The organism is Enterobacter sp. DN, from assembly GCF_046054285.1.
In the GTDB taxonomy this organism is placed as follows: domain Bacteria; phylum Pseudomonadota; class Gammaproteobacteria; order Enterobacterales; family Enterobacteriaceae; genus Enterobacter; species Enterobacter hormaechei_C.
In genome coordinates this window covers 345260-368024 of sequence record NZ_JBJJTG010000001.1, presented here as the reverse complement: position 1 = coordinate 368024, position 22765 = coordinate 345260, and the positions used below count along the sequence as shown (strand labels likewise).

21 protein-coding genes are annotated in these 22765 nt (G+C 56.0%); 8 read left to right on the top strand and 13 right to left on the bottom strand.

Going from position 1 to position 22765, the window contains the following annotated elements:
• Nucleotides 1-15: 15 nt before the first annotated feature.
• Nucleotides 16-3540, bottom strand: a complete 3525-nt coding sequence (gene nifJ / locus ACJTMZ_RS01690) for a pyruvate:ferredoxin (flavodoxin) oxidoreductase (RefSeq protein WP_252010618.1) — start codon at nt 3538-3540, stop codon at nt 16-18.
• Nucleotides 3541-3810: 270 nt separating this feature from the next.
• On the opposite strand from nifJ, the gene ACJTMZ_RS01685 reads away from it, so the two are divergent.
• Nucleotides 3811-4077, top strand: coding sequence for a DUF333 domain-containing protein (locus tag ACJTMZ_RS01685; protein WP_003856935.1), 267 nt, complete (start codon nt 3811-3813; stop codon nt 4075-4077).
• 1 nt (nt 4078) lies between these two features.
• Here ACJTMZ_RS01685 and hslJ read toward each other — a convergent pair whose 3' ends face one another.
• The 4 genes from hslJ to ACJTMZ_RS01665 form a co-directional block, all read right to left on the bottom strand.
• Complete coding sequence (gene hslJ, locus ACJTMZ_RS01680; RefSeq protein WP_015570436.1) at nt 4079-4516, bottom strand: heat shock protein HslJ; 438 nt, start codon at nt 4514-4516, stop codon at nt 4079-4081.
• Nucleotides 4517-4639: 123 nt separating this feature from the next.
• Entirely contained in the window at nt 4640-4768 is a 129-nt protein-coding gene (locus ACJTMZ_RS01675) for a DUF2474 domain-containing protein (protein ID WP_017693358.1), read from the bottom strand.
• Nucleotides 4768-5778, bottom strand: coding sequence for a cytochrome d ubiquinol oxidase subunit II (gene cydB / locus ACJTMZ_RS01670; RefSeq protein ID WP_252010617.1), 1011 nt, complete (start codon nt 5776-5778; stop codon nt 4768-4770). Before cydB ends, ACJTMZ_RS01675 begins: the two co-directional genes overlap by 1 nt.
• Nucleotides 5779-5783: 5 nt before the next feature.
• The gene (locus ACJTMZ_RS01665) at nt 5784-7178 is read right to left on the bottom strand and encodes a cytochrome ubiquinol oxidase subunit I (protein ID WP_032103603.1); all 1395 of its coding nucleotides are present in this window, start codon (nt 7176-7178) and stop codon (nt 5784-5786) included.
• 393 nt (nt 7179-7571) lie between these two features.
• On the opposite strand from ACJTMZ_RS01665, the gene ACJTMZ_RS01660 reads away from it, so the two are divergent.
• From ACJTMZ_RS01660 to patD, 3 genes are all read left to right on the top strand, one after another.
• Nucleotides 7572-7760, top strand: a complete 189-nt coding sequence (locus ACJTMZ_RS01660; protein WP_017693360.1) for a hypothetical protein — start codon at nt 7572-7574, stop codon at nt 7758-7760.
• A gap of 82 nt (nt 7761-7842) precedes the next feature.
• Complete coding sequence (locus tag ACJTMZ_RS01655; RefSeq protein ID WP_017693361.1) at nt 7843-9267, top strand: PLP-dependent aminotransferase family protein; 1425 nt, start codon at nt 7843-7845, stop codon at nt 9265-9267.
• Nucleotides 9268-9406: 139 nt separating this feature from the next.
• A complete protein-coding gene (patD, locus tag ACJTMZ_RS01650) occupies nt 9407-10831 on the top strand; it encodes an aminobutyraldehyde dehydrogenase (RefSeq protein WP_196357310.1) in 1425 nt (474 codons plus the stop codon).
• Nucleotides 10832-10866: 35 nt separating this feature from the next.
• Here the strand turns inward: patD and ACJTMZ_RS01645 are convergent, their stop codons facing one another.
• Genes ACJTMZ_RS01645 through ACJTMZ_RS01635 form a run of 3 tightly spaced genes read right to left on the bottom strand, consistent with a single transcriptional unit; the run spans nt 10867 to nt 11760 of the window.
• Nucleotides 10867-11049, bottom strand: a complete 183-nt coding sequence (locus ACJTMZ_RS01645) for a DUF1869 domain-containing protein (protein ID WP_014070439.1) — start codon at nt 11047-11049, stop codon at nt 10867-10869.
• Between the two features lie 3 nt (nt 11050-11052).
• Complete coding sequence (locus ACJTMZ_RS01640; RefSeq protein WP_080345945.1) at nt 11053-11406, bottom strand: DUF1971 domain-containing protein; 354 nt, start codon at nt 11404-11406, stop codon at nt 11053-11055.
• Nucleotides 11407-11433: 27 nt separating this feature from the next.
• Nucleotides 11434-11760: a DUF1971 domain-containing protein gene (locus ACJTMZ_RS01635; RefSeq protein WP_023303799.1), complete on the bottom strand. Its 327-nt coding sequence runs from the start codon at nt 11758-11760 to the stop codon at nt 11434-11436.
• A gap of 243 nt (nt 11761-12003) precedes the next feature.
• Between ACJTMZ_RS01635 and ACJTMZ_RS01630 the strand changes: the two genes are divergently transcribed.
• Both ACJTMZ_RS01630 and ACJTMZ_RS01625 read left to right on the top strand, forming a co-directional pair.
• Nucleotides 12004-12177 (top strand): GhoT/OrtT family toxin, encoded by a 174-nt coding sequence (locus ACJTMZ_RS01630; protein WP_003856960.1) that lies wholly within the window; start codon nt 12004-12006, stop codon nt 12175-12177.
• 86 nt (nt 12178-12263) lie between these two features.
• Nucleotides 12264-13022, top strand: coding sequence for an alpha/beta fold hydrolase (locus ACJTMZ_RS01625; RefSeq protein ID WP_047728438.1), 759 nt, complete (start codon nt 12264-12266; stop codon nt 13020-13022).
• A 33-nt stretch (nt 13023-13055) separates the two neighbouring features.
• Here ACJTMZ_RS01625 and ACJTMZ_RS01620 read toward each other — a convergent pair whose 3' ends face one another.
• The 3 genes from ACJTMZ_RS01620 to ACJTMZ_RS01610 are packed head-to-tail and all read right to left on the bottom strand — an operon-like array spanning nt 13056 to nt 19550.
• Nucleotides 13056-15230 (bottom strand): virulence factor SrfC family protein, encoded by a 2175-nt coding sequence (locus ACJTMZ_RS01620; protein WP_252010615.1) that lies wholly within the window; start codon nt 15228-15230, stop codon nt 13056-13058.
• A complete protein-coding gene (locus tag ACJTMZ_RS01615; RefSeq protein WP_252010614.1) occupies nt 15227-18208 on the bottom strand; it encodes a virulence factor SrfB in 2982 nt (993 codons plus the stop codon). Before ACJTMZ_RS01615 ends, ACJTMZ_RS01620 begins: the two co-directional genes overlap by 4 nt.
• Nucleotides 18209-18212: 4 nt before the next feature.
• Nucleotides 18213-19550: an SrfA family protein gene (locus ACJTMZ_RS01610; protein ID WP_017693366.1), complete on the bottom strand. Its 1338-nt coding sequence runs from the start codon at nt 19548-19550 to the stop codon at nt 18213-18215.
• A gap of 282 nt (nt 19551-19832) precedes the next feature.
• Between ACJTMZ_RS01610 and ACJTMZ_RS01605 the strand changes: the two genes are divergently transcribed.
• Together ACJTMZ_RS01605 and ACJTMZ_RS01600 are read left to right on the top strand one after the other, a co-directional pair.
• Entirely contained in the window at nt 19833-21431 is a 1599-nt protein-coding gene (locus tag ACJTMZ_RS01605) for an ABC transporter substrate-binding protein (protein WP_252010612.1), read from the top strand.
• A gap of 101 nt (nt 21432-21532) precedes the next feature.
• Entirely contained in the window at nt 21533-21766 is a 234-nt protein-coding gene (locus ACJTMZ_RS01600; RefSeq protein WP_017382275.1) for a YdcY family protein, read from the top strand.
• Between the two features lie 3 nt (nt 21767-21769).
• On the opposite strand, the gene ACJTMZ_RS01595 is transcribed toward ACJTMZ_RS01600, so the two are convergent.
• Together ACJTMZ_RS01595 and ACJTMZ_RS01590 are read right to left on the bottom strand one after the other, a co-directional pair.
• Nucleotides 21770-22219 (bottom strand): DMT family transporter, encoded by a 450-nt coding sequence (locus ACJTMZ_RS01595; protein ID WP_015570448.1) that lies wholly within the window; start codon nt 22217-22219, stop codon nt 21770-21772.
• A complete protein-coding gene (locus ACJTMZ_RS01590; RefSeq protein WP_015570449.1) occupies nt 22216-22734 on the bottom strand; it encodes a GNAT family N-acetyltransferase in 519 nt (172 codons plus the stop codon). The genes ACJTMZ_RS01595 and ACJTMZ_RS01590 overlap by 4 nt, the downstream gene beginning before the upstream one ends.
• Nucleotides 22735-22765 lie beyond the last annotated feature (31 nt).

Genomic DNA, 22765 nt, shown 5'->3' with positions numbered 1-22765 from the left:
AAGCCGGGCATAAAGTTATTCACTGGTCGATTTTTCGGCTTTCCCCGCCAGTTGCGCCAGGAAGTCATAACGCTTCTGTAGATCCGCTGCCGCATCCTTCCATAGCTGCTCTGCCACTTCTGGCTGTTGAGCGTTCAGCCTGCGGAAACGCTGCTCCTGAAGTAAGGTTTCGGCAAGGGCGTCTGACGGCGGACGCGAATCCAGCGCCAGCGGCAATTTCCCTTCATCGGCACGGCGCGGGTCGAAGCGGTACAGTGGCCAGAAGCCGGTTGCGGTGAGCTGACGCATCTGGTCGTGGCTGAGCGCCAGATCGTAGCCATGCTCCTCACACGGACTGTAGGCGATAATCAGCGACGGCCCTGGATACGCTTCCGCTTCCTGAATGGCTTTCACCGTCTGGTTGAGCTGCGCCCCCAGCGAAATCTGCGCGACGTAGACGTGTCCATACATCATCATGCTGACGCCCAAATCTTTACGCGCCTTGCGCTTGCCGTGCTCACCAAATTTCGTGACCGCTCCCAATGGCGTTGCTTTCGAGGCCTGTCCGCCGGTGTTGGAATAGCACTGAGTATCAAGCACCAGAATATTGACGTTTTCGGTCAGGCTCAGGACATGATCAAGACCGCCGAAACCAATATCGTAGGCCCACCCGTCGCCGCCGATCAGCCAGACAGATTTTTCAACCAGCGCGTCAGCATCAGTCAGGAGTTGTTCAGCCCCTTCAACACCCTGAAGCGCGTTGCGCAGTTCAGCAACCTGCGCGCGACGAACGTCAGGTGTGGCCTCCGCATGCAGGGCATCATTCAGTTCTGCCGGGATCTTATCGGCAAAGTGTGCCAGCAGACGCATTACGCGGGCGCGGTGCTGATCGACCGTCAGACGGAATCCCAGACCAAATTCTGCGTTGTCCTCAAAAAGCGAGTTTGCCCACGCCGGGCCGCGACCGTTCGCGTCGGTGGTGTATGGCGTAGACGGCAGGTTACCCCCGTAGATCGACGAGCAGCCCGTCGCGTTGGCAATCAGCATTCGGTCACCGTAAAGCTGAGTGAGCAGTTTGATATACGGTGTTTCGCCGCAGCCGGAGCACGCCCCGGAGTACTCGAAGAGCGGGGTGATGAGCTGCGAGGTACGAATGTCAATGCGTTCCAGCTTGTTGCGATCGATTTCAGGCAGGTCGAGGAAGAAATCATAATTCACTTTCTCTTCTTCAACATGTTCAAGACGCGACATCATATTGATGGCTTTGATTGACGGGTCCTGACGATCTTTCGCCGGGCACACCTCGACGCACAGGTTACAGCCGGTACAGTCTTCCGGCGCCACCTGTAGGACATATTTCTGACCACGCATATCGCGGGATTTTACATCCAGCGAGTGCAAACTTTCCGGCGCGCCATCTAACGCTTCTGGCGACACCACTTTGGCGCGAATGGCCGAGTGCGGGCAGGCCGCCACGCAGTGGTTGCACTGGGTGCACAGCTCTTCTTTCCAGATAGGGATCGCTTCGGCAATGTTGCGTTTTTCCCAGCGGGTCGTGCCCATCGGCCAGGTGCCGTCAGGCGGAAGCGCAGAGACGGGAAGGGTGTCGCCCAGTCCGGCAAGCATCGCCGCCGTGACGGTTTTGACGAAATCCGGGGCGGCGTCAGACACCACTGGCGGCCGGTTCGGACTGCTGGCATTGACCGGCTGCATCGGCACCGCGAACAGCGATTCGCGGGCCAGCGCCAGCGCCTGCCAGTTGCGCTCAACCAGTTCCTGACCTTTGCTGCTGTAGCTTTTGGCGATTGCACCCTGAAGCTCCATCAGCGCGCTGTCGCCCGGCAGAATATTGGTCAGGTGGAAGAACGCCATCTGCATAACCGTATTGATGCGCGCCGCCAGGCCGCATTCGCGGGCGATCTTCGCGGCGTTAATGACATACAGGCGCGCCTGTTTCTGGTTAAGCACCGCCTGCACTTCCTGGGGCAGGCGTGCCCAGACCTCGCCGGCGCTGTAAGGGGTGTTGATCAGGAAAATACCGCCGGGCTTCAGGCGCTCGGCCATCTGATATTTATCAATGAACTGGAGCTGGTGACAGCCAACAAAATCCGCCTGAGAAATCAGGTATGCCGAGCGGATCGGGTGTTCGCTGACGCGCAGATGGGAGACGGTCAGTCCGCCCGCTTTTTTGGAGTCGTAGACGAAATATCCTTGCGCATACCACGGCGTAGAGTTGCCGATAATTTTGATGTTGTTCTTGGTCGCCGAGACGCTGCCGTCGCTACCCAGACCGTAGAACAGCGCTTCCAGTTTCGCATTCGAGGGCAGGGTGTTTTCCGGCAAGGGCAGAGAAAGGTTAGTCACGTCATCATAAATGCCGACCGTAAAGCGCGGCTTCGGTTTTGCCTCGCGGAGTTCAGCAAATACCGCCAGGACGCACTCCGGTCCGAACTCTTTGGAAGACAATCCATAACGCCCGCCAATGACGCGCGGCAGCGTTTCGCGCTCACCGCGGTTAAACGCCTCAGCCAGAGCGGTCATCACATCCAGATAAAGTGGCTCAGCCTGTGCGCCAGGCTCTTTGGTGCGGTCCAGTACCGCCACTGCACGCGCGCTGTCCGGCAGGGCTGCGAGCAGGTGTTTCGCTGAGAAGGGACGGTAGAGGCGAACTTTGAGCACGCCAACTTTTTCACCACGCGTCAATAGCTCATCAACCACCTCTTCACAGGTGCCGATGGCAGAGCCCATCAGGACGATCACGCGCTCGGCCTGCGGATGACCGTAATATTCAAACGGCTTATATGCGCGGCCCGTCGCAGCGGCAAAATCGTCCATCGCCTGTTCAACGTGCTCATAGACCGCGTTGTACCACGGGTTTGTCGCCTCGCGGGACTGGAAATAGGTATCCGGGTTCGCAGAGGTACCCCGGATCACCGGATGTTCCGGATTGAGGCCGCGAGCGCGATGCGCATCGATGTCAGCCTGCGGCAGCAGATTCAGAATGGTGTCGTCCGGCAGCGGAACGATTTTATTGATCTCGTGGGACGTACGGAAACCATCGAAGAAATGAATAAATGGCACTCGGCTTTTCAGCGTGGCGATATGCGAAATCAGCGCGAAGTCCTGCGCTTCCTGCACGCTGCTGGCGCAGAGCATAGCGCAGCCGGTCTGACGCACGGCCATCACATCTGAGTGGTCGCCAAAAATAGAGAGAGCGTGAGTGGCTACGGTGCGTGCGGCAACGTGCAACACAAACGGCGTTAATTGCCCTGCCAGCTTGTAAAGCGTGGGGATCATCAACAGCAGCCCCTGAGACGACGTGAACGAGGTCGACAGGGCACCGGTCTGCAACGCACCATGCACGGTGGCAATGGCACCGGCTTCGGACTGCATCTCTACAACCCGCGGGACATCGCCCCAGACGTTTTTTATCCCATTACCAGCCCAGGCGTCAGCCTGTTCAGCCATCGTGGAGCTGGGAGTGATGGGGTAGATGGCGATCACTTCGCTGGTACGAAACGCAACAGACGCGACTGCACCATTGCCGTCAATAGTTTGCATAGGACAACACCCTTACATTGCGCAAAAAGAGGGGCCTGAAAAACGACGACAGACCCTGAATATTATCTGTGTATTTTAGCAAAGCTCAGGTTTTACGATTTTCGCTTTTGTGTCCTTGGTATGCGCTGTATCAATGACTCGATGGCTACTCGCGTTAAAAAATTGCGAGAAATTGTTACCAGGGCGCATAAATACGCACATCCGCTCTCGACGATGCGGCGCGTGATGCCTATTATGCATAGGTTTCGCGTTAATTATGGGGAGGAAGGTATGCGTTCAGCATTTTGGGTCGGATGTGCCGCGTTACTGTTGTCGGCATGCAGCAATGAACCTGTACAGCAGGCGACAGCGGCACACGTTACGCCAGGTATGCGGGCGGCTATGTCCAGTTCAGGTCAGGCCAACTGCGCAATGATCGGCGGTTCACTCTCCGTTGCCCGTCAGCTCGATGGCTCCGCCATCGGCATGTGCGCATTGCCAAATGGCAAACGCTGTAGTGAGCAGTCGCTTGCCGTAGGTTCGTGCGGAAGCTACTGAGTTATTCAACTCGCTTAAACATCAATGTTTTATTGGCTGTCGCCAGGGTTAACTGGTCTTCGGTCAGGTCTACCTGTGCCCCTGTGCGTAGCATATCGGCGATGGTCTGATCCAGTTCATTTAGCTGCGGCTCGGTGCAGAGTTTCCGCGTCATTGCCAGCGTTTTGACCGTCAACTCTCCTTCGGACAGTTTCCCCTGGCCGTTGAAGCCGTTGCACATTGTGCCGGAGACGACAATGTTGTTAATCAGGCTGATATTGGGTTGCGCACTGAAGCGAATTTCAGGCTGGGTTTTCCCGCCTTTAACCGCTTTGCCATCCACATTCTCCAGAACGAAACGATGATTCTCTAGCTGTTCGGTCTGAACGGAGGCTTTACCAGGATTAACGCATCCAGCCAGTGCGAGGCTGATTAAACTTACTGCCGCGAGCTTTTTCATTTTTTTTCTCAAACTATCAATACCGTAAATATTTTTTCAGTGTAACCATACCCTCCTGGGTGTTAATGGGGTTTATCTGAAAGTGCGGGAAGGGACCGGGCGGCGGCGCACCCGGTCAGTGAGTTAGTGCGATTTAAATCCGGCTGCGGCCATCAGCATTTTAAAGAGCATACTTACGCAGGCCAGCGCCAGAACGCTGCCGCCCCAGATGATGGCAAGCCACATCAAACGTTTCCATACAGGTTGTTGCATCAGTGATAACCCTCCCCATGCTGTACTTTTCCGCGAAAAACGTAATAACTCCAGAAGGTGTAGACCAGAATCACGGGAATGATCAACAGTGCACCCACTAACATAAAGCCCTGGCTTTGGACTGGCGCAGCGGCCTGCCACAGGGTAATGTCCGGCGGGATAATATGCGGCCAGATGCTGATCCCAAGCCCGCTAAACCCAAGAAAAACCAGCCCTAACGTCATGATAAACGGCAGAGTATGGCTCGCAGGATCGTTCAGGCAGCGCCACTGGCACAGACTCAGGATCGCAACCAGCGCAGGAACGGGCAGCAGATAAAACAGATTCGGCAGCGTAAACCAGCGCGCAGCAATAGCTGGTTGGGCGAGAGGGGTCCAGATACTGATTACTGCAATGAATACCAGAAGCAGGAGCAGAAGCACTTTCGATACCTGACGCATCCGCTGTTGCAGGGCATTTTCGCTTTTCATTACCAGCCACGTTGATCCTAACAGCGCGTAAGCCACCACAAGACCCGCCCCGCAGAAAAAATTGAACGCGGTAAACCAGTCAAACGGACCACCGCTGTAAGCGCGACCGGTGACGCTGAACCCCTGAATGACCGCGCCGACGGTGATGCCCTGGCTGAAGGTCGCCACAATTGATCCGCCAATAAAGGCCTTATCCCAGAACGGACGGTGCGCCGGAGTGGCCTTGAAGCGAAATTCGAAGGCGACGCCACGAAATATAAGCCCGATCAGCATTATTGTCAGTGGAATGGTTAGCGCGTCGATGATAACCGCATAGGCGAGAGGAAAGGCGCCAAAAAGGGCCGCTCCGCCAAGCACCAGCCAGGTTTCGTTGCCATCCCAGACGGGAGCCACGCTATTGACCATCACGTCGCGGTCGTCCGCATTCGGCGTTGCCGGAAACAGGATGCCTATCCCCAAATCAAAACCGTCCATCACGATATACATCAACGTGGCGAAAACGATAATCACGAACCAGATAATGGAAAGATCGATACCCATTACGGTTACTCCTTAAATTCAGTGGTGACGGCAGAAAGCGGACGAGCAGGACGGCCATCGGATTCAGTCGCGAAGGATTCATGGGGCTGCGGCCCTTTTTTAATCAGACGCACCATATAGCTGTAACCCACGCCGAATACCGCGGTATAAACCACGAAGAAGGCCAGCAAACTGACGCTCATGTGCAGATCGCCATGCGCGGAAACCGCATCCTTCGTACGCTGTAGACCATAGACGACCCAGGGCTGGCGGCCGACCTCCGTTGTTACCCATCCGGCGAGGATCGCGATCAGCCCGGACGGCCCCATCAGCAGGGCAAACCACAGGAAGGAACGTGAGGTATAAAGGCGCTGTTTATAACGCAGCCAGATTGCCGTCACGCCCAGGAGCAGCATCAACATTCCCAGGCCGGCCATGATGCGGAAAGACCAGAAGACAATGGTGGCGTTCGGGCGATCTTCTTTTGGGAACTCCTTCAATGCCGGAACCTGTTTATCGAGACTGTGGGTCAGGATCAGGCTGCCGAGAGCGGGAATTTCCAGGCCAAAACGGGTCCGTTCCTGCTCCATATCCGGCCAGCCAAATAGCAGCAGTGGGGTAGGCTCACCCGGCGGATTCTCCCAGTGGCCTTCTATGGCGGCTATTTTCGCTGGCTGGTGTTTTAAGGTGTTAAGCCCGTGCATATCCCCCACCAGCGCCTGGACTGGGGCCACGATCAACGTCATCCACAACGCCATGGAAAACATGGTGCGAATAGCGGGCGTATTGTTTCCGCGCAGCAAATGCCAGGCCGCGGAAGCACCGACAAACAGCGCGCTGCTGAGAAATGCCGCTATCGACATGTGCAGCAGGCGGTAAGGGAAGGAGGGGTTAAACACCACGGCAAACCAGTCCACCGGAACGACCTGACCGTTGATGATTTCATACCCTTGCGGTGTCTGCATCCAGCTGTTTGACGAGAGGATCCAGAACGTAGACATGAGGGTCCCCAGTGCGACCATGCAGGTCGAAAAGAAGTGCAGCCCCGGCCCGACCTTATTCCAGCCAAACAACATTACCCCGAGGAACCCCGCCTCAAGGAAGAACGCGGTAAGCACTTCATAGGTCAGCAGGGGGCCGGTAATACTGCCCGCGAACTGCGAAAACCCACTCCAGTTAGTGCCAAACTGATAAGCCATCACCAGGCCGGAGACCACGCCCATCCCAAAGTTGACGGCGAAGATCTTCGACCAGAAATGGTACAGCGAGCGCCAGACGGGATTTTTTGTTTTCAACCACAGCCCTTCCAGCACGGCGAGATAGCTCGCCAGGCCAATGGTTATCGCCGGAAAAATAATATGAAAGGATACGGTAAAGGCGAACTGTATTCGCGCAAGATGAAACGCATCTGGACCAAACATGCACTGCCTCAATGTTAAACGGTGTACTGTTATGATAGAGAGGCGGCAAGTGAGATATCAGAAGCAGAAATCGATAATTTATCTATAACAGTTGTGGGAAAAGCTGAACTTTATCTGGCTGATATAGGTAACAAGGAAGAATAAAAAGTTTCTTTTTATGATTTTTACGCATTAAACAGCTTGCTTTGTCGCCAGCAACATGCGTTAATGGATTTCTGGTTTTGAATCCAAATAAATATCTGACGTAGTTTTATAAAGCAGTTCTCATCACGTTGTGCCTCTCCGCAGCCTCTCTTGGGTCTTTATCTACATTCCGATTAGTTTTGTATCGAACCATTTATTGCCTGATCGGCTCATGAGTAATTTACGTTTTTACGTTCAAAGGAGAATCCTATGACTTCTTATATCCATTTCCGCTGCCCATGCTGTCATGGCTCGCAGTACCGCACCTCAGCTTTTGATGTGTCTGACAAAAATCCGTTCGGCGCGAAATGCATTTTCTGCAAATCGTCGATGATCACGCTCGACCACCTGGCCGCAGCGCGTTCTGCTCAGAATCACATTACAGAGTACCGCAAGTAATCTGCCGCGTTTCCTATAACAGTTAGCAAAATCTTCTCTTTTTCTCCTGCTGATATACACTGTCAGCAATAAGGAGAATCTGATGAAAAAATACCAGCGTCTGGCGCAACAAATTATCTCGCAGATTGAGCTTGGCGTATGGTTGCCGGGCGATAAGCTGCCTTCTCTGCGAGAGCAGGTGGCAAGCAGCGGCATGAGTTTTATGACCGTGGGCCACGCGTATCAGATGCTGGAAAGTCAGGGGCGCATTGTTGCCAGACCGCAGTCAGGCTATTACGTTGCCGCCCGCCCGACCACACACCAGCCTGCACCGCCCGCGCAGGTGATGCGCGATGAAGTGGTCGACATCAACACCTATATTTTCGACGTGCTACAGGCCAGCCGCGACCCCTCCGTTGTCCCTTTTGCCTCGGCGTTTCCCGATCCGCGCCTTTTCCCGCTTCAGCAACTCAACCGATCGCTGGCTAACGTCAGCAAAACGGCTACCGCCATGAGCGTGATTGAAAACCTGCCGCCGGGTAACGTCGACTTACGTCATGCCATTGCCCGTCGCTACGCTCAGCAGGGAATGAATATCTCCCCGGATGAAATTGTGATCACCGCGGGCGCGCTTGAGGCGCTCAACCTCAGTTTGCAGGCTGTGACTGAACCAGGGGACTGGGTTATCGTTGAAAACCCCTGTTTTTATGGCGCACTCCAGGCGCTTGAACGTCTGAAACTGAAAGCGCTGTCGGTTGCCACTGACGTGCGTGAGGGCATCGATCTCAGTGCCCTTGAGCAGGCGTTAAATGATTATCCGGTGAAAGCCTGCTGGTTGATGACCAACAGTCAGAACCCGCTCGGCTTCACGCTGAGTGCAGAGAAGAAAGCTCAGCTGGTGGCCTTACTCACCCGGCATAACGTCACGCTGATTGAAGACGATGTTTACAGCGAACTCTACTTTGGCCGCGAAAAGCCGCTTCCGGCAAAGGCCTGGGATAAGCAGGATATGACGTTGCACTGCTCCTCATTCTCCAAGTGTCTGGTGGCCGGTTTCCGTATTGGCTGGGTGGCGGCGGGAAAACATGCGCGCCGTATTCAGCAGTTGCAGCTGATGAGTACGTTGTCCACCAGCTCTCCCATGCAACTGGCGCTGGTGGATTACCTGGCGACCAAACGTTACGACGCCCACCTTCGTCGCCTGCGACGCACGCTTGCTGAACGCAAACAGCAGGCCTGGCAATCGCTTTTGCGTCATATGCCTGCCGGCGTCAAAATCCATCATAACGACAGCGGCTACTTTTTATGGCTTGAACTGCCTGAACAGCTGGATGCGGGGCGGTTGAGTGAGAAGGCGTTAACCCATCAAATCAGCATTGCGCCCGGCAAGATGTTTTCCACCTCCAATATCTGGACACCGTTTTTCCGTTTCAATACCTCATGGGGCTGGGGCGAGCGGGAGGAGCAGGCGGTCGTCCAGCTGGCGGGGTTAATCCGCGAAATGATGCTGCACCCAGTCACACCTTGATGAAAATTCCTGAAGCGACATGACGCGCGGTCTACCTTTAGTAAGGGAGCGCGGATTGGTAACGTGACATTGTCACGTTTTTGCCCGCCAGAACGTGTGCTGACAGCGAAAACAATGTCGATTTCAACAGGACGATGCTATGCAAAATCAATTGCTGATTAATGGTGAACTGGTGACCGGCGAAGGTGAGAAGCAGGCGGTTTACAATCCTGCCACGGGTGAAGTGCTGCTGGAGATGGCTGAAGCGTCGGCAGCACAGGTGGACGCTGCCGTCCAGGCTGCCGATCGCGCGTTCACAGAGTGGGGACAAACGACGCCGAAAACGCGCGCCGAATGTCTGTTGAAACTGGCTGATGTGATAGAAGCCAACGCTGACGCGTTCGCAAAAGTGGAGTCCCTTAACTGCGGGAAACCGCTGCACTGTGTTCAGGGGGATGAGATCCCGGCCGTGGTCGATGTGTTTCGCTTCTTTGCCGGGGCCGCCCGCTGCCTGAACGGGCTGGCTGCCGGAGAATACCTCCAAGGACATACCTCAATGATCCGCCGCGACCCGGTTGGCGTTGTCGCCTCTATTGCGCCCTGGAACTACCCTCTGATGATGGCGGCGTGGAAGCTGGCGCCCGCGCTGGCGGCGGGAAACTGTGTCGTCATCAAGCCGTCTGAAATTACCCCGTTGACGGCGCTGAAGCTGGCGGAACTGGCGAAAGATATCTTCCCGCCAGGCGTGCTGAACGTGCTATTTGGTCGCGGAAAAACCGTAGGAGATCCGCTGACCGGCCACGAAAAAGTCCGTATGGTTTCTCTCACCGGCTCTATTGCTACCGGAGAACATATTATCGGGCATACCGCATCTTCAGTTAAACGTACCCATATGGAATTGGGCGGAAAAGCCCCGGTCATTGTCTTTGACGATGCAGATTTGGATGCCGTGGTTGAAGGCGTGCGTACGTTTGGTTTCTACAATGCTGGTCAGGATTGTACCGCAGCCTGTCGTATCTATGCCCAGAAGGGGATTTACCCCGCGCTGGTCGAAAAGCTGGGCGCAGCCGTTGCCAGCCTGAAAATGGGCGCGCCGGACGATGCGTCAACCGAGCTGGGCCCGCTCAGCTCCGCAGCGCATCTTTCCCGCGTTTGTGCTGCCGTGGACGAAGCCAAAACCCTTGGACATATCCGCGTCGTCACCGGTGGCAGTAAAAGAGAGGGGGCAGGATATTACTTCCAGCCTACGCTGCTGGCCGGGGCGAAGCAGGAAGATGCGATCGTCCAGCGAGAAGTGTTTGGCCCGGTGGTCAGCGTGACAGAATTTGAGGATGAAGCGCAGGTGCTGAACTGGGCTAACGATTCGCAATACGGCCTGGCCTCGTCCGTCTGGACAAAAGACGTCGGACGCGCCCATCGCCTCAGCGCACGGTTGCAGTATGGCTGCACCTGGGTCAATACCCATTTTATGCTGGTGAGCGAAATGCCGCACGGCGGGATGAAGTTATCCGGTTATGGCAAAGATATGTCGGTCTACGGACTTGAGGATTACACGGTAGTCCGGCATGTAATGATCAAACACTAAACCCTCATGCCCGGCGCAGTGCCGGGCGATTCAGCTTACCAGCCACAGACCTCGTGTTCATTTTCCGTATCGTAGGCGCGAACGGTGTTCACCAGATCCTTCACGACATCTGCCGCGACGTCCGGGATCAACAGCTCCATTGGCGCTTGTGTTTCATAATCCACCGACACGCCGTTGCTGTTGTTGGTGACGGTCACGGTATAGGTAGCCTTACCCATTATTTACTCCTTATGCGTGTTGACCACTTTACCGATGCCCGCACCGCTGAGCGTGACGGCAGGATCCGCGAAAAAGTCGATATTAAAATAGGTGTCGTCGGTCAGTAGCTCAATGCGGTGCCATTTTTGTGGTGGGGAGATGCCAAAAGAACAGGCCTCAATGACCACTTCCAGATCGGGTTCGGTGGCGTCGCCATCGGCAAAGCCAAAGTAACGCACTGCACCCTGCATGACGGATAACCGACCGTACACGCCGGCTTTGGTGTTGTGATGGGTAAAAAGCGCTTTTGGGGCGGTCTCTTTATTCCAGAACGGCGTCGAGCGGGTATGAACAAAGTTTTCAGGAATACGTAACATCATAGTTTCCTTCATGTTGGCGGGCGCTTAAAGGGACTTAAGCACCTCAGGTTCAACAAAGAATTCAATATTGAACAGGGTGTCGTCGGTCATCACCTCAATGTGGTGCCATCTCTCTGGCGGGAAAACGCCGAAACGACCCGCTTCAATGACGAGCTCGCTGTCAGGCTCAGAGGTAAATTCATCAGCATAGCCCAGATAACGCACTGCGCCACGCATCACCGACAGGCGAGGGTAAACGCCCGGACGCGTGCCCGTATCAAGGTGACGTTTAAAAATGCCGGCGGGGGCCGTTTCTTTGTTCCAGAAAGGCGTGGAACGGGTGTGAATGCAACTCTGCGGAATGCGTAGCATGTTTCCTCCCTTAAAAGCCTGCTGGTATTAAACTGCTTTCTGAGGGGATGGATTTATCAAAAAGTGCATTTAATATGCATCTTATCAATAATAACCGTTTTGCTTTATCCGGCGTTGTTACACAAGGTACTCAGTTGTTATTATCCTTAGTATTTAAGTGGTTATGATGTAACGAAAAAACTTGATCTGTGTCAACATATGACGCATATTGCGTGCGGTTATTTTTCGGCTCAGGTAAACAGAATGACGTTGTATCAAAAGATGTTGGTGTTCTACGCAATCATGGCCTCCATCTGCGCATTAATCACCTGGTTCCTGTCTAAAGATCGTAAACGTATTCGCCTGTTGAGCGCATTCCTGGTGGGTTCCACCTGGCCGATGAGCTTTCCTGTTGCCCTGTTGATCTCTCTTTTCTGAAGCACGCTTCCAGAATCGGCATCCAGCCATAGCATTCCATACATTGAGGCTGTATAAATATACAGTCCGTCATACATGGAGTGCTTATGAACAGTTTCTATTCGCAGCAAGCAGGCTGCACTGTGCGCTGGCAAGATCTTCCCGGTTTCGGTGACCCGGTTGTGTTTATCCACGGGTTGGGCTGCGCATCGTCATATGAATATCCTCGTATTGTCTGTGATACCCGTTTCGGGGGGCGCAGAGCCATTCTGATCGATCTTCCCGGTAGCGGCTACAGTGATAAACCTGACAACTACCGTTATCGCACGAGTGAACAGGCGCAGGTGGTGGTTGAACTGTTAAACCATCTCGGCCTGGATAGTCTCTGGCTGTATGGTCATAGCATGGGGGGGAGTATCGCGATCGAAACGGCAACGCTGTTAACGTCGCGCGTTAAGGGCCTGATAGTGTCTGAACCCAATTTTCATGCGGGTGGCGGGATGTTCAGCCGAGCAATTGCGGCCCAAACGGAACAACATTTTCTGGAACAGGGCTATGATGACATGCTGCGGGCGGAAACGTCGCCGTGGGCTGGAAGCCTTCAAAGCAATGCCCCCTGGGCCGTCTGGCGCGGCGCAACAAGCCTGGTCGAGGGCGTTAAACCTGACTGGGAACACCTGTTCTTGTCATTGAGCTGCCCGGTAATGTTAGTTTTTGGTGAGCGATCCCTGCCTGATGACGATTTTAATCGCCTGCAACAAAACGGCGTTGCTGTAAAAATTATCCCTGATGCGGGCCATTCAATGTCCTGGGAAAACCCGTCAGCGTTGGCTCAGGCTTTGTCTGGCTTCATAAACGGCTCATGAAGGGGTAGCCCGCATTGCTGCGGGCTGCAATGATTAAGACAGCAGGGCAGACAAGGCTTTCCGCGCAGCAGGCTGAACGTCATACGGGCACTGATAATCCACGTTTTCAATCGCGCGGGTGTAGAGCGCAACCAGCCAGTCATAAACATAGGCTGTCGCCGCATGGACAGGCTGCTCGCCAAGTCGGGTAAGACGGGGTGAAGCGCTGCTCACAACTGGCGTCACAAAAATTGGCTGACCTTTGCGGATCCGGCTTGCAGGCCGTTCAGAAACGGGCGTCATTTCATAGCCAAGCCAGCTAATGAAATTGCCTGTCGCGGCATGCAGCTGCGCGGCACTGCTTTTATCTTTTTCTGCAATGCGTTGCAGTTGCAGCGGCAGATCCAGCCGGTAGCTGGTAACGATCAGCACATCCGCAATCTGCTGTAATGCCTCTGCGTCCAGGCCCAGACGGGCAGCCGCCGCGTCGTTGCGACTCCACTGACGAAGATGGTTAACCCACACGTTATGGGCCAGCCGCGCCTTATCCTTGGTCTGCAACGCGCCTGGATTTTCCTGCGTCTCTTCCGCAAACAGATCGATAACATCGTTAAACAGGCCGTTGACCTGTTCCTCACGAGGCTGGTGAACGGTCAGCAGCGTCTCAAATGCGTTTAACGGCGGCAGAAGCCCCTCAAGCAATTCACCATGACGAGCGGCACTGCCTTGCAGCGTTCGGACCATTTTTTCGGCCTGTGCCCGCCCTGCGCCTGGTTCCTGGGTGAGAGGGGCGACATATGGGCGCATCAGCGTCGACAGTGACTCTTGTAACAGCCTTTTCAGCGCGCGGAGACGCTTCTGGCGCTGTGCCGGCAGGGTAGCCTGCGACAGCCACTCAATCACCCGCTGCATGCTGTGGGTATCGAGCGCCTGAAGCGTGCCCCAGCGCAGACCCGGCTGGCCCAGCAATTGCTGCACCGCTTCGTCCAGATTCTGCTTTGTGGTAAACCGCGCATCATGAGGGGTAATGGCCCAGACCAGCCCCGGCAATGCGGATTCTTCAACCGGCTGAGTCTCTTTGATCCAGTTTTGCAGGAGCCTGGCCGTTTTTGCGGTCTGCTGGTGGTGCGCCGTCGCATTACAGATAACCAGGACATCCGGCTGAATGTGCTGCCGATAATGCTCCAGCAACCACAGACATTTTGCCTGCATCATCAGCGGCGTGTTTTCCTCAGAAATGGCAGGAATATCAATGACGTCAACGTTATCCAGCACGCAGTTCTCAACGGGCAGCACCACTTCGCGGGTCAGAGATGCCAGTACATCGACGGGCAGGCTAATGGCGTTAAGCAGCTCGCCGTTTTTTACCGGATGAAGCAGTGTTTCCTGTGCTTCCGGCAGGGTAAACGCCCCGTGCGTAAGGAAGCCTTCGCAGGGCAGACCAAAGCTGTCCACCAGCAGACTCAACGGCGCCGCAAGCGCGCTGGCATGGCTGGTTTGATGCAGCACCTGGGCGAATTTAAGCCACTGCTGGGTTAACTCCTGCTGCTCACCCCACAGCAGAGACCAGACGCTGGCGCGGGTGCTGAGATCAAGCGACGGAACCAGCAGGGCAAACTGGTGCCACAGGGCATCATCAATATGCTGCTTAGCGCCGGGTACTACGCTTTGCCAGAACCGGGCAATGGTCGCGACTTCCCGCGCCGTCATTCCCGGCACGCTCTGCGGTTGACGCAGCGCCCGCCACTTCTCAAGCCGGGCTTCAATTATCGATTTATCCACCGCGCGGATCTGAGGATCCAGCGTGGTGCGCGCGATAAACAGCTGCACCAGCTCGGCCTCCGTTACCAGGCGCAGGCGCAGGGGAAACGCGTCGTCTGCGACCTCGCGGGACGCTCTGCTGAAACGCACGGCCATGTTGGTCGGTGCATGCCCGGGGTTAATATGCGAGAAGTAATCAAACGTGCGTTGACCCGGCGTAACGTTCAGCCGTTCGTCCCCGCTGCCGCAAAGAGCAGCCAGCAGGTGCGCTTTCGCGGCCTGCGAGTGGCCATATAAGCCGATACTGCCCTGGCTGACAAGGGCGCGATCGAGCGCCTCTTCACGCGCGCTTACTGCGTTAAGGCGGGCAAGCAGGGCGTCGGCTTCGTTATCCAGCATCGGGGCGTGCTGTCGCGTCTCGTTGATCCACCCGATTAAGGCCTGAGTGGTGGCAGTCGTCGCAGTCATTTGAGGTATACGCTCCCGCTGTCGATCCAGTAGTGGCTGCCGCTGTGTCGGCGATCGGCCAGAGTGTTCAGTTTAAAGGTCAGGGCGTCCGGCGGCACGGGCGTGCCGTCCTGTAGCCAGGCGTCGCTCAGCTCGAAAGATTCCGGGCCTTCCTGCTTAGTGCCGCCACGCAGCTTCAGGCGCACGTTCAGTACCCCGTCGCCCGCAATGGCTTTCGCCAGCTCGGCTGAGTTGATGCTCAGGGTATAGAGCGGCGTCGCGGGCCAGCGGGCATTGGCCAGCTGCCGGAAGCCGAGCGTAACGTTGCCGCGCAGCGGGAAGTGCAGACGGGCGTCCAGTTTCGCGCCGGGTTTATCGAGGTCAATATCGTGATACCAGACGTTCTCGTCCCGCAGGGTATTGATCGTGTTATCCAGCACGCCCAGATAGCGCACCGTAGAGTACGCGCCAATATCCGCTGCTTTAAAGTTAAAGCGCGGCAGACGAAGATCCAGCGCCAGGCTACAGAGCATCGCTCCCACCGCAGCGGTGGATTTCGGGTTGCCGATCCGTCCCTGCTGGCTGAACGGATACCATTCATGAACCTGGTATTTATCCAGCCAGACGATGCGGTTGACAGGCACCGGTTGCAGGTGGCGAATCAAGGCCTGAACGCCCGGCAGACAGCCCGGCCGTCCCGTGATAAGCAGGATATCGCAGCTGTAATGAGAGATCGCCTCACATACCGCATGAAGCGGGGCGGCAAGCGTGAACTGACCCGCCAGCATGGCGTCCCGCATCTCCCGGAAGCTGACGTGCAGCGGTACGCTGAACAGATCAAAGTGTTCTGAGCCGGCAGGCAACGCATGGTCGATCGCCTGCTGGAGATAATTCATCACGTTGCGCGTCGGTTTTTGCGCAAGCAGATCGCCAAAGGTGGCATGCAGCCCGACCAGCGGATCGTCAACATCGCTCGATTCCCACGCCGCCAGGATCGCGTGACCGATCGGCATAAAGAGCTGAAGCGCCGTCTGCTGGCGCAGGACCGCCTGGGTATCGATCCGCCCGGAGTCACCGAACAGGGATGCCATCAGCTGGGAGGCATCGGCTATGCCGGATTTCTGAAGCTGGGTTTGCAGGGCGGGCAGAACGTAGCGCTGGATCACGTCCAGCAGCGTGTCGTCGCCAGCGACCTTAAACCCTTCGCGGAACAGCAGCTGTGGGGTGATTTTGACGTTATTCCCGGAACCATCATCTAACTGATAGTGCGTGATAGCCATATCCGTAGTGCCGCCGCCGATATCAATCGAGGCCACGCGCAGCGCACGCCCCGGCTGGACGTCAGGCTCAGGCGCGCGATCCGGACGGGCGAGGGAGGCGAAAAAGGCCTCGGTCTGACCGCCGAAATGGGAAATGGCTTCGTTATATAGCCACACCAGCTGGCCGCAGCTGGCCTCGTCCCACTCCATCTGGATCTCAGGGACCGGCACTACGCTTTTTTCCTGCTGCTTGCGGCTGGCAAAATCTTCATCCTGCGGGTGCCAGCCCATCGCTTTCCAGACGATGGCGATAGCTTCAAACATGCGGCGACGGAAAATCTCGCGCTCCTGTTTCGGCATCGCCGAAGGCAGGGTGAGGATCAGCGTCCGCAGCTGGCGGGGAGAGGCTGGGAAGCCGAGCCGCAGGCGGGTGGCCACGCTGTTAATCTGGCCAAGCGCCTGAGCCAGCAGCTCGCAGAGCATGTGCGTCATCAGGGTGCTGCGGCTGTACTGCGGAGAGAATACCGGCAGGCGTTCATCCTGCGGCAGCGTAAAGAGCGGTTCCCCGTCGTCGTTCATCAGGTTCATCAGCGGAAACGCGGTTGCCAGCGGTTCGCGCTGAGTTTTGCTGTTCATCTGGCTAAAGCGCCAGTCCTGCACCACCGGCGTCTCGTCCCACAGATAGCGACGCGGGCTGGAGATGCCGCTGTTGCCTTCCGTGCCCAGACGCTGCATCGCCAGCTTACGCGCTTCATCACCCACGCGGACAATTGACGGCCAGACGAATGCATCCTCCCGGCCGCTCTCCACCGAGAAGTGCTGCTTGCCAAAACGCGCTTCGGAAAATTCAAGACGGCTGGTAAACAGCGGTTCATTCAGGAACTGCGGCTCACTCAGCGATCGTACCTGAAGTTCAGCCGTCTGGCGCAGGCCGTCGTTGGCATCACCATGATCTTCAATAATCACGCCGCAGGTATGGGTGTTGCCTACGTCAAGGATCAGATCGACAGGAATAGCAGGGGTGCTCAGGGTATGGGTGACAAACTTCACTTCCGGCACGGTGAGTTGTTCACCGAGCATGGAGAGCAGGTTGAGCCAGTGCGCCTGATATTCAAAGCTGCGCATGGCCTGATGCAGCTCGCGCTCGGAGCGTTTTTCAACCCCGTCGGCAAACTGCGTGAAGGCTTCACGGAGCCAGCCGTCAATCCAGGTCTGGTCGAGGAAACTCTCAACCTCACTGTCGCGCCAGGCGAGCGCGAAACGCGTGCCGTTCAGGATATCGTTTTCAACCGGCGACAGGGCAGACGTCGCATGCTCTGCAATCTGGCTGTCGAGCGCGACGGTGACCCGGTGCGTATTGCCAGCTGCGTCAGGCGTGGAAAGCTTTCGTACCTGGACGCGCGCCCAGTTATCCGGGCCTTCAACAAACGTCCGCGGCGGGTTAAAGCGCAGGAAAGGGATCGGCAGCCAGACGCCGTCCAGCACGGTCAGGGAGTCATGCAGTGGAATGGTGCTTTCAGGCTTGACCACTTCCGGCTGCCCGCCATCGGTGGCAGGGAGCGTGTACCGGCCGTTAACCAGGTCAAAATCCAGACGCAGCAGCGGGCCATTTGCCGTTTTACGCACGAAACGCCCGTTGCTGGCGGTGTCCTGCGGAGTCAGGCCAAAATCGAGAAACTGCACGCCGCTGTTAGCAATCAGCGTCACGCTCTGTTTATAGTCGCAAAGATTAACCAGCATAGGATCAAACACCTGCTTTCTTGAACGTCAGAGGAACGACGGTGTTGGCATCGTAACGTGCGGTGCATTCCGCCACATCGCTGGCACCTGCCTTACAGGTCACTTCCGGCATCGGATAGCGTGAACCGTCGGTGCAACGAGCGTTTCCGCGCGTTTTGATCAACAGCTCGCCGTTGCTGTGTAATCCGGAAAAGACGTCTACCCGGCAGACAATGTTGTCGCCATGCACGACCCGTGCGAAACCTTTATTGTTCTGGATCTGGTAGCGCAGCGACGGCGGTTTGCCGGTGAGCGGATCCTGCACATCGAGAAACGCGCGCCAGGTGCCGTTCAGGAAGCGCGTTAACCCCGCTTTGACCTGGTTTGCCTCCATCACCATCGCATCTTTCGGTATCGCGGTAATGACCACCGGTTCGGCTGCCGGGGCAGGCGTTTTCACCTTCGGCTCTACCACTTCGGCCTGGTGCAGCGGGAGTTTCAGTTCAAGCGGCTCAACCGTCTTTATGGGGGCCGGAGCAATGGCGACGGGTACTGGCGCTGGTGTGGCAACAGGCGCTGCGATCGGGGCCTGTTTTGGCCAGAGCAGCGGGGTGGCGATGGCTGCAATAATGACGGCGGCAACCGGCAGCAACCACAGGGGGGAGCGACGTTTTTTCTGTATGGCCGCCGGTGCGGGCTCTGGCGGCGCGGCGTTCATGCGCACCGGCTCTGGCGTATACAGTTCATCGTCGGTGATACGGACTGTAGTCACAGGCGTGATAAGCGGCGCGTCGGCCTGCTCAAAGGTCACCACCGGGGCCGGTTCTGGCTCCGGTTCAGGTTCAGGCTCGTTAATCACCACTGGCTCAGGTTCAGTGACCAACGATTCGCGCAGGCAGTCCAGCACGTCGTCGCGCGCGTTTTCGTTAAGGTTGACGAAACCCCAGAAGCAGATCACCGGTTTGCCATCCACCAGGAAAACGAAGTTTTCACCGGGAAACTGAAAGGCTTTTGAGAGCAGAGAGCCAAACAGTTGCTGCGCCGTTTTCGGTGACTGAAGGCATTTTTTACTCAGCGACTCCACGCTGGTGAGCGTGTTTTCCAGATAGCGCAGGGCGCGATAACGATCATCTTCATCCGCCGCCTTCCAGCTGGAGACGGTTCCCTCAACCGGGGAGTACCAGTCAACGCGATCGCCGCCGTCGTTGACCTGGGGGATGGCCAGGCAATCAACGATAGCCTGTTGTTTGCGCAACCGAAGCGCTTCGCGGATTTGCAGCGCTGATTCAAAAACGGCCTGTCCGCCGCCGCCAACGGCCTGAAAATCATCCAGATTACCGCTGCGTAAAAGTGTTTTTGCCACGATTTGGTCCTGTAGACTTTTTCACGCCATTACTTTAGCGAATCAGGTAAGCAAGCAAACGGCTGAGGAGACGGCAAAAGGGACGATTTCTTGCGGCATTGATCGTGACGGTTGTGCTTGACGAATAATGGACCTTAAGGCAAATCGGTTTCTGCGGGCTGATGCTAAAACCAGCGAAATGTACGGCTTTAGAATAACCTGATAGTGATTCGTTATTTGTCAGGCCAAAACGTCTGTGCTGTTATTACTGTTCACTATAATAAAACCGAAAGGGTAATAACCATGTCTACAGGGAAAACCGTGCTGGCCCTCGCGCTGAGCGCGCTGCTACCGGCAAGCGCCGCATGGGCGGCAAACAAAGACACCATTATCTACTGCTCCGAGGCGGCGCCGGAGTCGTTTAACCCGCAGATCGCCAGCTCTGGGCCCTCGTTTGTCGCCAGCTCGCAAACGCTGTATAACCGTCTGATTAACTTCGACCCGGTAAAAAACACGCCGGTGCCTTCTCTGGCCGAGTCGTGGACCATTTCGCCAGACGGCAAAACATACACGTTTACCCTGCGTAAAGGGGTAAAGTTCAACAGCAATAAATACTTCAAACCGACCCGTGATTTTAACGCTGATGACGTTATTTTCTCCGTTATGCGTCAGAAAGACCCTAAGCATCCCTATCACAATGTTTCCCAGGGTAATTACGAATACTTTAATGACGTGGGCCTCGACAAGCTCATTCAGGATGTGAAAAAGATCGACGATTATCACGTTCAGTTCACGCTGAGTGAACCCAACGCGGCGTTCCTGGCCGACTGGGGAATGGACTTCGCCTCGATCCTCTCTGCCGAGTACGCGGACGCGATGCTGAAAAAGGGTACGCCTGAAAATGTGGATACCTGGCCAATCGGCACCGGCCCGTATGTGCTTCAGCAGTACAAGGTGGATTCGCTGATCCGCTACGTCGCCAATCCGAACTACTGGGAGGGAGAGGTGCCGACCAAACACCTGATCTTCTCCATCACGCCAAATGTTGAGACGCGTCTGGCTAAGCTGCAAACGAACGAGTGTCAGATCATTCCTGCGCCGTCGCCGGTGCAGTTTGAAGCGATCAAGAAAAACAAAGACCTGACCCTGCACTCGGTGGATGCGCTGAACGTGGGGTACCTGGCGTTCAACACGGAGAAAAAACCGTTTGATAACGTGCTGGTGCGCCAGGCTCTGAATTACGCAACGGACAAAAAGGCCATTGTTAACGCGGTCTTTATGGGGTCTGGTACGGTCGCTAAATCGCCGATCCCGCCGAACATGCTCGGCTTTAACAAAGACCTGAAGGATTACGGCTACGATCCGGAAAAAGCGAAAGCGCTGCTGAAGCAGGCGGGTCTGGATAAGGGCGCGGAAGTGACCCTTTGGTCCATGCCGGTTCAGCGTCCGTACAACCCGAACTCGCGACGCATTGCGGAGATGATCCAGGCTGACTGGGCGAAAGTGGGCGTGAAGGCGAAAATCGTCTCATACGAGTGGGGGGAATATCTCTCCGGCATGCGTAAAGGCGAGCATGATTCCGCGCTGTTCGGCTGGATGTCTGATAACGGCGATCCGGACAACTTCGCCGATGTGCTGCTGGGTTGTAACAGCATCAAAACCGGATCTAACGCCGCGCGCTGGTGTGATAAGGGGTATGATGAGCTGGTGCAAAAGGCCAAACTGACCAGCAACCCGGACGAACGTGCGAAGCTGTATGGCCAGGCACAGGAGATTTTCTACCAGCAGGCACCGTGGATTGCGTTAGCTAACGGCAAAACGTTCTACGCGACCCGCAGCAACGTGACCGGGTACAGCGTGAGTCTGATGGGCAGTGACTTCTCGAAAGTGAAGCTGAACTGATCGTATTCTTGCCGGGTGGCGGCTATGCCTTACCCGGCCTACAGTTACCACCAGTAGGCCCGGTAAGCGTAGCGCCACCGGGCATTTGGAAAGGAGTGACAATGTCACATTTAAACGATGTTATCGCCCGCGTCGATGCCGCCATCGAAGAGAGCATAATTACCCACATGAACGAACTGCTGATCGAATTAAGCGACGATGCAGAGCTCAGCCGTGAAGATCGCTATACCCAGCAGCAGCGCCTGCGTACCGCGATTGCGCATCATGGTAAGCAGCATAAAGAAGAGGCGGAGGCGCGCCATGCCCACCTCACGCAGGGTGGGACTATCCTGTAAGGGTTAAAACTGGCGCCGTGCCACCAGCCAGGCGCCGACCACCAGCATCACTGCGCCGCAGACCGGGCCAACCAGCGCCCTCAGGGGGACACCGTTGCTCTTGAGGATGTCCATCACCAGGCCGCCAATCAGCTGGCTTGCTACCAGCACGGCAATGGTCGTTGCCGCGCCCACATTCTGATACCCGCTAATACTGGCAAAGACAAAAAATGACCCCAGCAGGCCGGGGATCAACGTCCACCAGCGCACCGTTGACGCCAGTTCGCTAAACCCCGCCAGGCCATTTTTCACCAGCAAAATGCTGACAAACAGCACAATCCCCACCAGCGAGTTCAGCAGCATGGCGATAAGAATGGTGGAAGAGGATTGCGTAATGCGCACCATCAGGGTGTTTTGCACCACCAGTCCAATCCCGGCGGCCACCAGAAACGCCAGCGTTAACGATTGATTCATGGCAGAGCATCCGGATCGCTGCGCTCATCGAGCTGGAGTTGCATAAAGGTTAAATCCAGCCAGCGACCGAATTTGGTTCCCACCTGCGGCATATTACCGGTGGTAACAAAGCCCAGGGTTTCGTGCAGATGAATCGACGCCTGGTTCTGCGCCTCGATACCCGCAACCATCACATGTTTACCAATCTGGCGGGCTTCCTTGATTAATTCCGTCATCAGCAGCCGACCGATGCCTTTGCCCTGATGATCGGGATGAACGTAAACCGAGTGCTCCACCGTATGGCGAAAACCGTCGAATGCTCGCCAGTCGCCAAATGAGGCGTATCCCGTCACAACACCTTCTTCTTCACTGACCAGCACCGGATAACCCAACAGCGTGCGCGCCTCAAACCATGCAATACGGTTATCGGTGTCGACTGTTGTATCGTTCCAGATGGCGGCGGTGTGCAGCACCGCATGGTTATAAATTTCACCGATAGCGGCACAATCTTCTTTGCAGGCATGACGAACGATCATGGTTAACCTCTGGCTGTGTTGTTCACTATAG

Bases quoted from the DNA above. Each gene is read 5' to 3' on its own strand.
- ACJTMZ_RS01600 (WP_017382275.1), top strand. From the start codon at position 21,533: ATGTCACATTTAAACGATGTTATCGCCCGCGTCGATGCCGCCATCGAA.
- ACJTMZ_RS01655 (WP_017693361.1), top strand. From the start codon at position 7,843: ATGAAAAAATACCAGCGTCTGGCGCAACAAATTATCTCGCAGATTGAG.
- ACJTMZ_RS01595 (WP_015570448.1), bottom strand. From the start codon at position 22,219: ATGAATCAATCGTTAACGCTGGCGTTTCTGGTGGCCGCCGGGATTGGA.
- ACJTMZ_RS01675 (WP_017693358.1), bottom strand. From the start codon at position 4,768: ATGCAACAACCTGTATGGAAACGTTTGATGTGGCTTGCCATCATCTGG.
- ACJTMZ_RS01685 (WP_003856935.1), top strand. From the start codon at position 3,811: ATGCGTTCAGCATTTTGGGTCGGATGTGCCGCGTTACTGTTGTCGGCA.
- ACJTMZ_RS01605 (WP_252010612.1), top strand. From the start codon at position 19,833: ATGTCTACAGGGAAAACCGTGCTGGCCCTCGCGCTGAGCGCGCTGCTA.
- ACJTMZ_RS01590 (WP_015570449.1), bottom strand. From the start codon at position 22,734: ATGATCGTTCGTCATGCCTGCAAAGAAGATTGTGCCGCTATCGGTGAA.
- ACJTMZ_RS01615 (WP_252010614.1), bottom strand. From the start codon at position 18,208: ATGCTGGTTAATCTTTGCGACTATAAACAGAGCGTGACGCTGATTGCT.
- ACJTMZ_RS01645 (WP_014070439.1), bottom strand. From the start codon at position 11,049: ATGGGTAAGGCTACCTATACCGTGACCGTCACCAACAACAGCAACGGC.
- ACJTMZ_RS01640 (WP_080345945.1), bottom strand. From the start codon at position 11,406: ATGTTACGTATTCCTGAAAACTTTGTTCATACCCGCTCGACGCCGTTC.
- patD (WP_196357310.1), top strand. From the start codon at position 9,407: ATGCAAAATCAATTGCTGATTAATGGTGAACTGGTGACCGGCGAAGGT.
- cydB (WP_252010617.1), bottom strand. From the start codon at position 5,778: ATGGGTATCGATCTTTCCATTATCTGGTTCGTGATTATCGTTTTCGCC.
- ACJTMZ_RS01620 (WP_252010615.1), bottom strand. From the start codon at position 15,230: ATGACTGCGACGACTGCCACCACTCAGGCCTTAATCGGGTGGATCAAC.
- ACJTMZ_RS01625 (WP_047728438.1), top strand. From the start codon at position 12,264: ATGAACAGTTTCTATTCGCAGCAAGCAGGCTGCACTGTGCGCTGGCAA.
- ACJTMZ_RS01660 (WP_017693360.1), top strand. From the start codon at position 7,572: ATGACTTCTTATATCCATTTCCGCTGCCCATGCTGTCATGGCTCGCAG.
- ACJTMZ_RS01630 (WP_003856960.1), top strand. From the start codon at position 12,004: ATGACGTTGTATCAAAAGATGTTGGTGTTCTACGCAATCATGGCCTCC.
- ACJTMZ_RS01665 (WP_032103603.1), bottom strand. From the start codon at position 7,178: ATGTTTGGTCCAGATGCGTTTCATCTTGCGCGAATACAGTTCGCCTTT.
- nifJ (WP_252010618.1), bottom strand. From the start codon at position 3,540: ATGCAAACTATTGACGGCAATGGTGCAGTCGCGTCTGTTGCGTTTCGT.
- ACJTMZ_RS01635 (WP_023303799.1), bottom strand. From the start codon at position 11,760: ATGCTACGCATTCCGCAGAGTTGCATTCACACCCGTTCCACGCCTTTC.
- hslJ (WP_015570436.1), bottom strand. From the start codon at position 4,516: ATGAAAAAGCTCGCGGCAGTAAGTTTAATCAGCCTCGCACTGGCTGGA.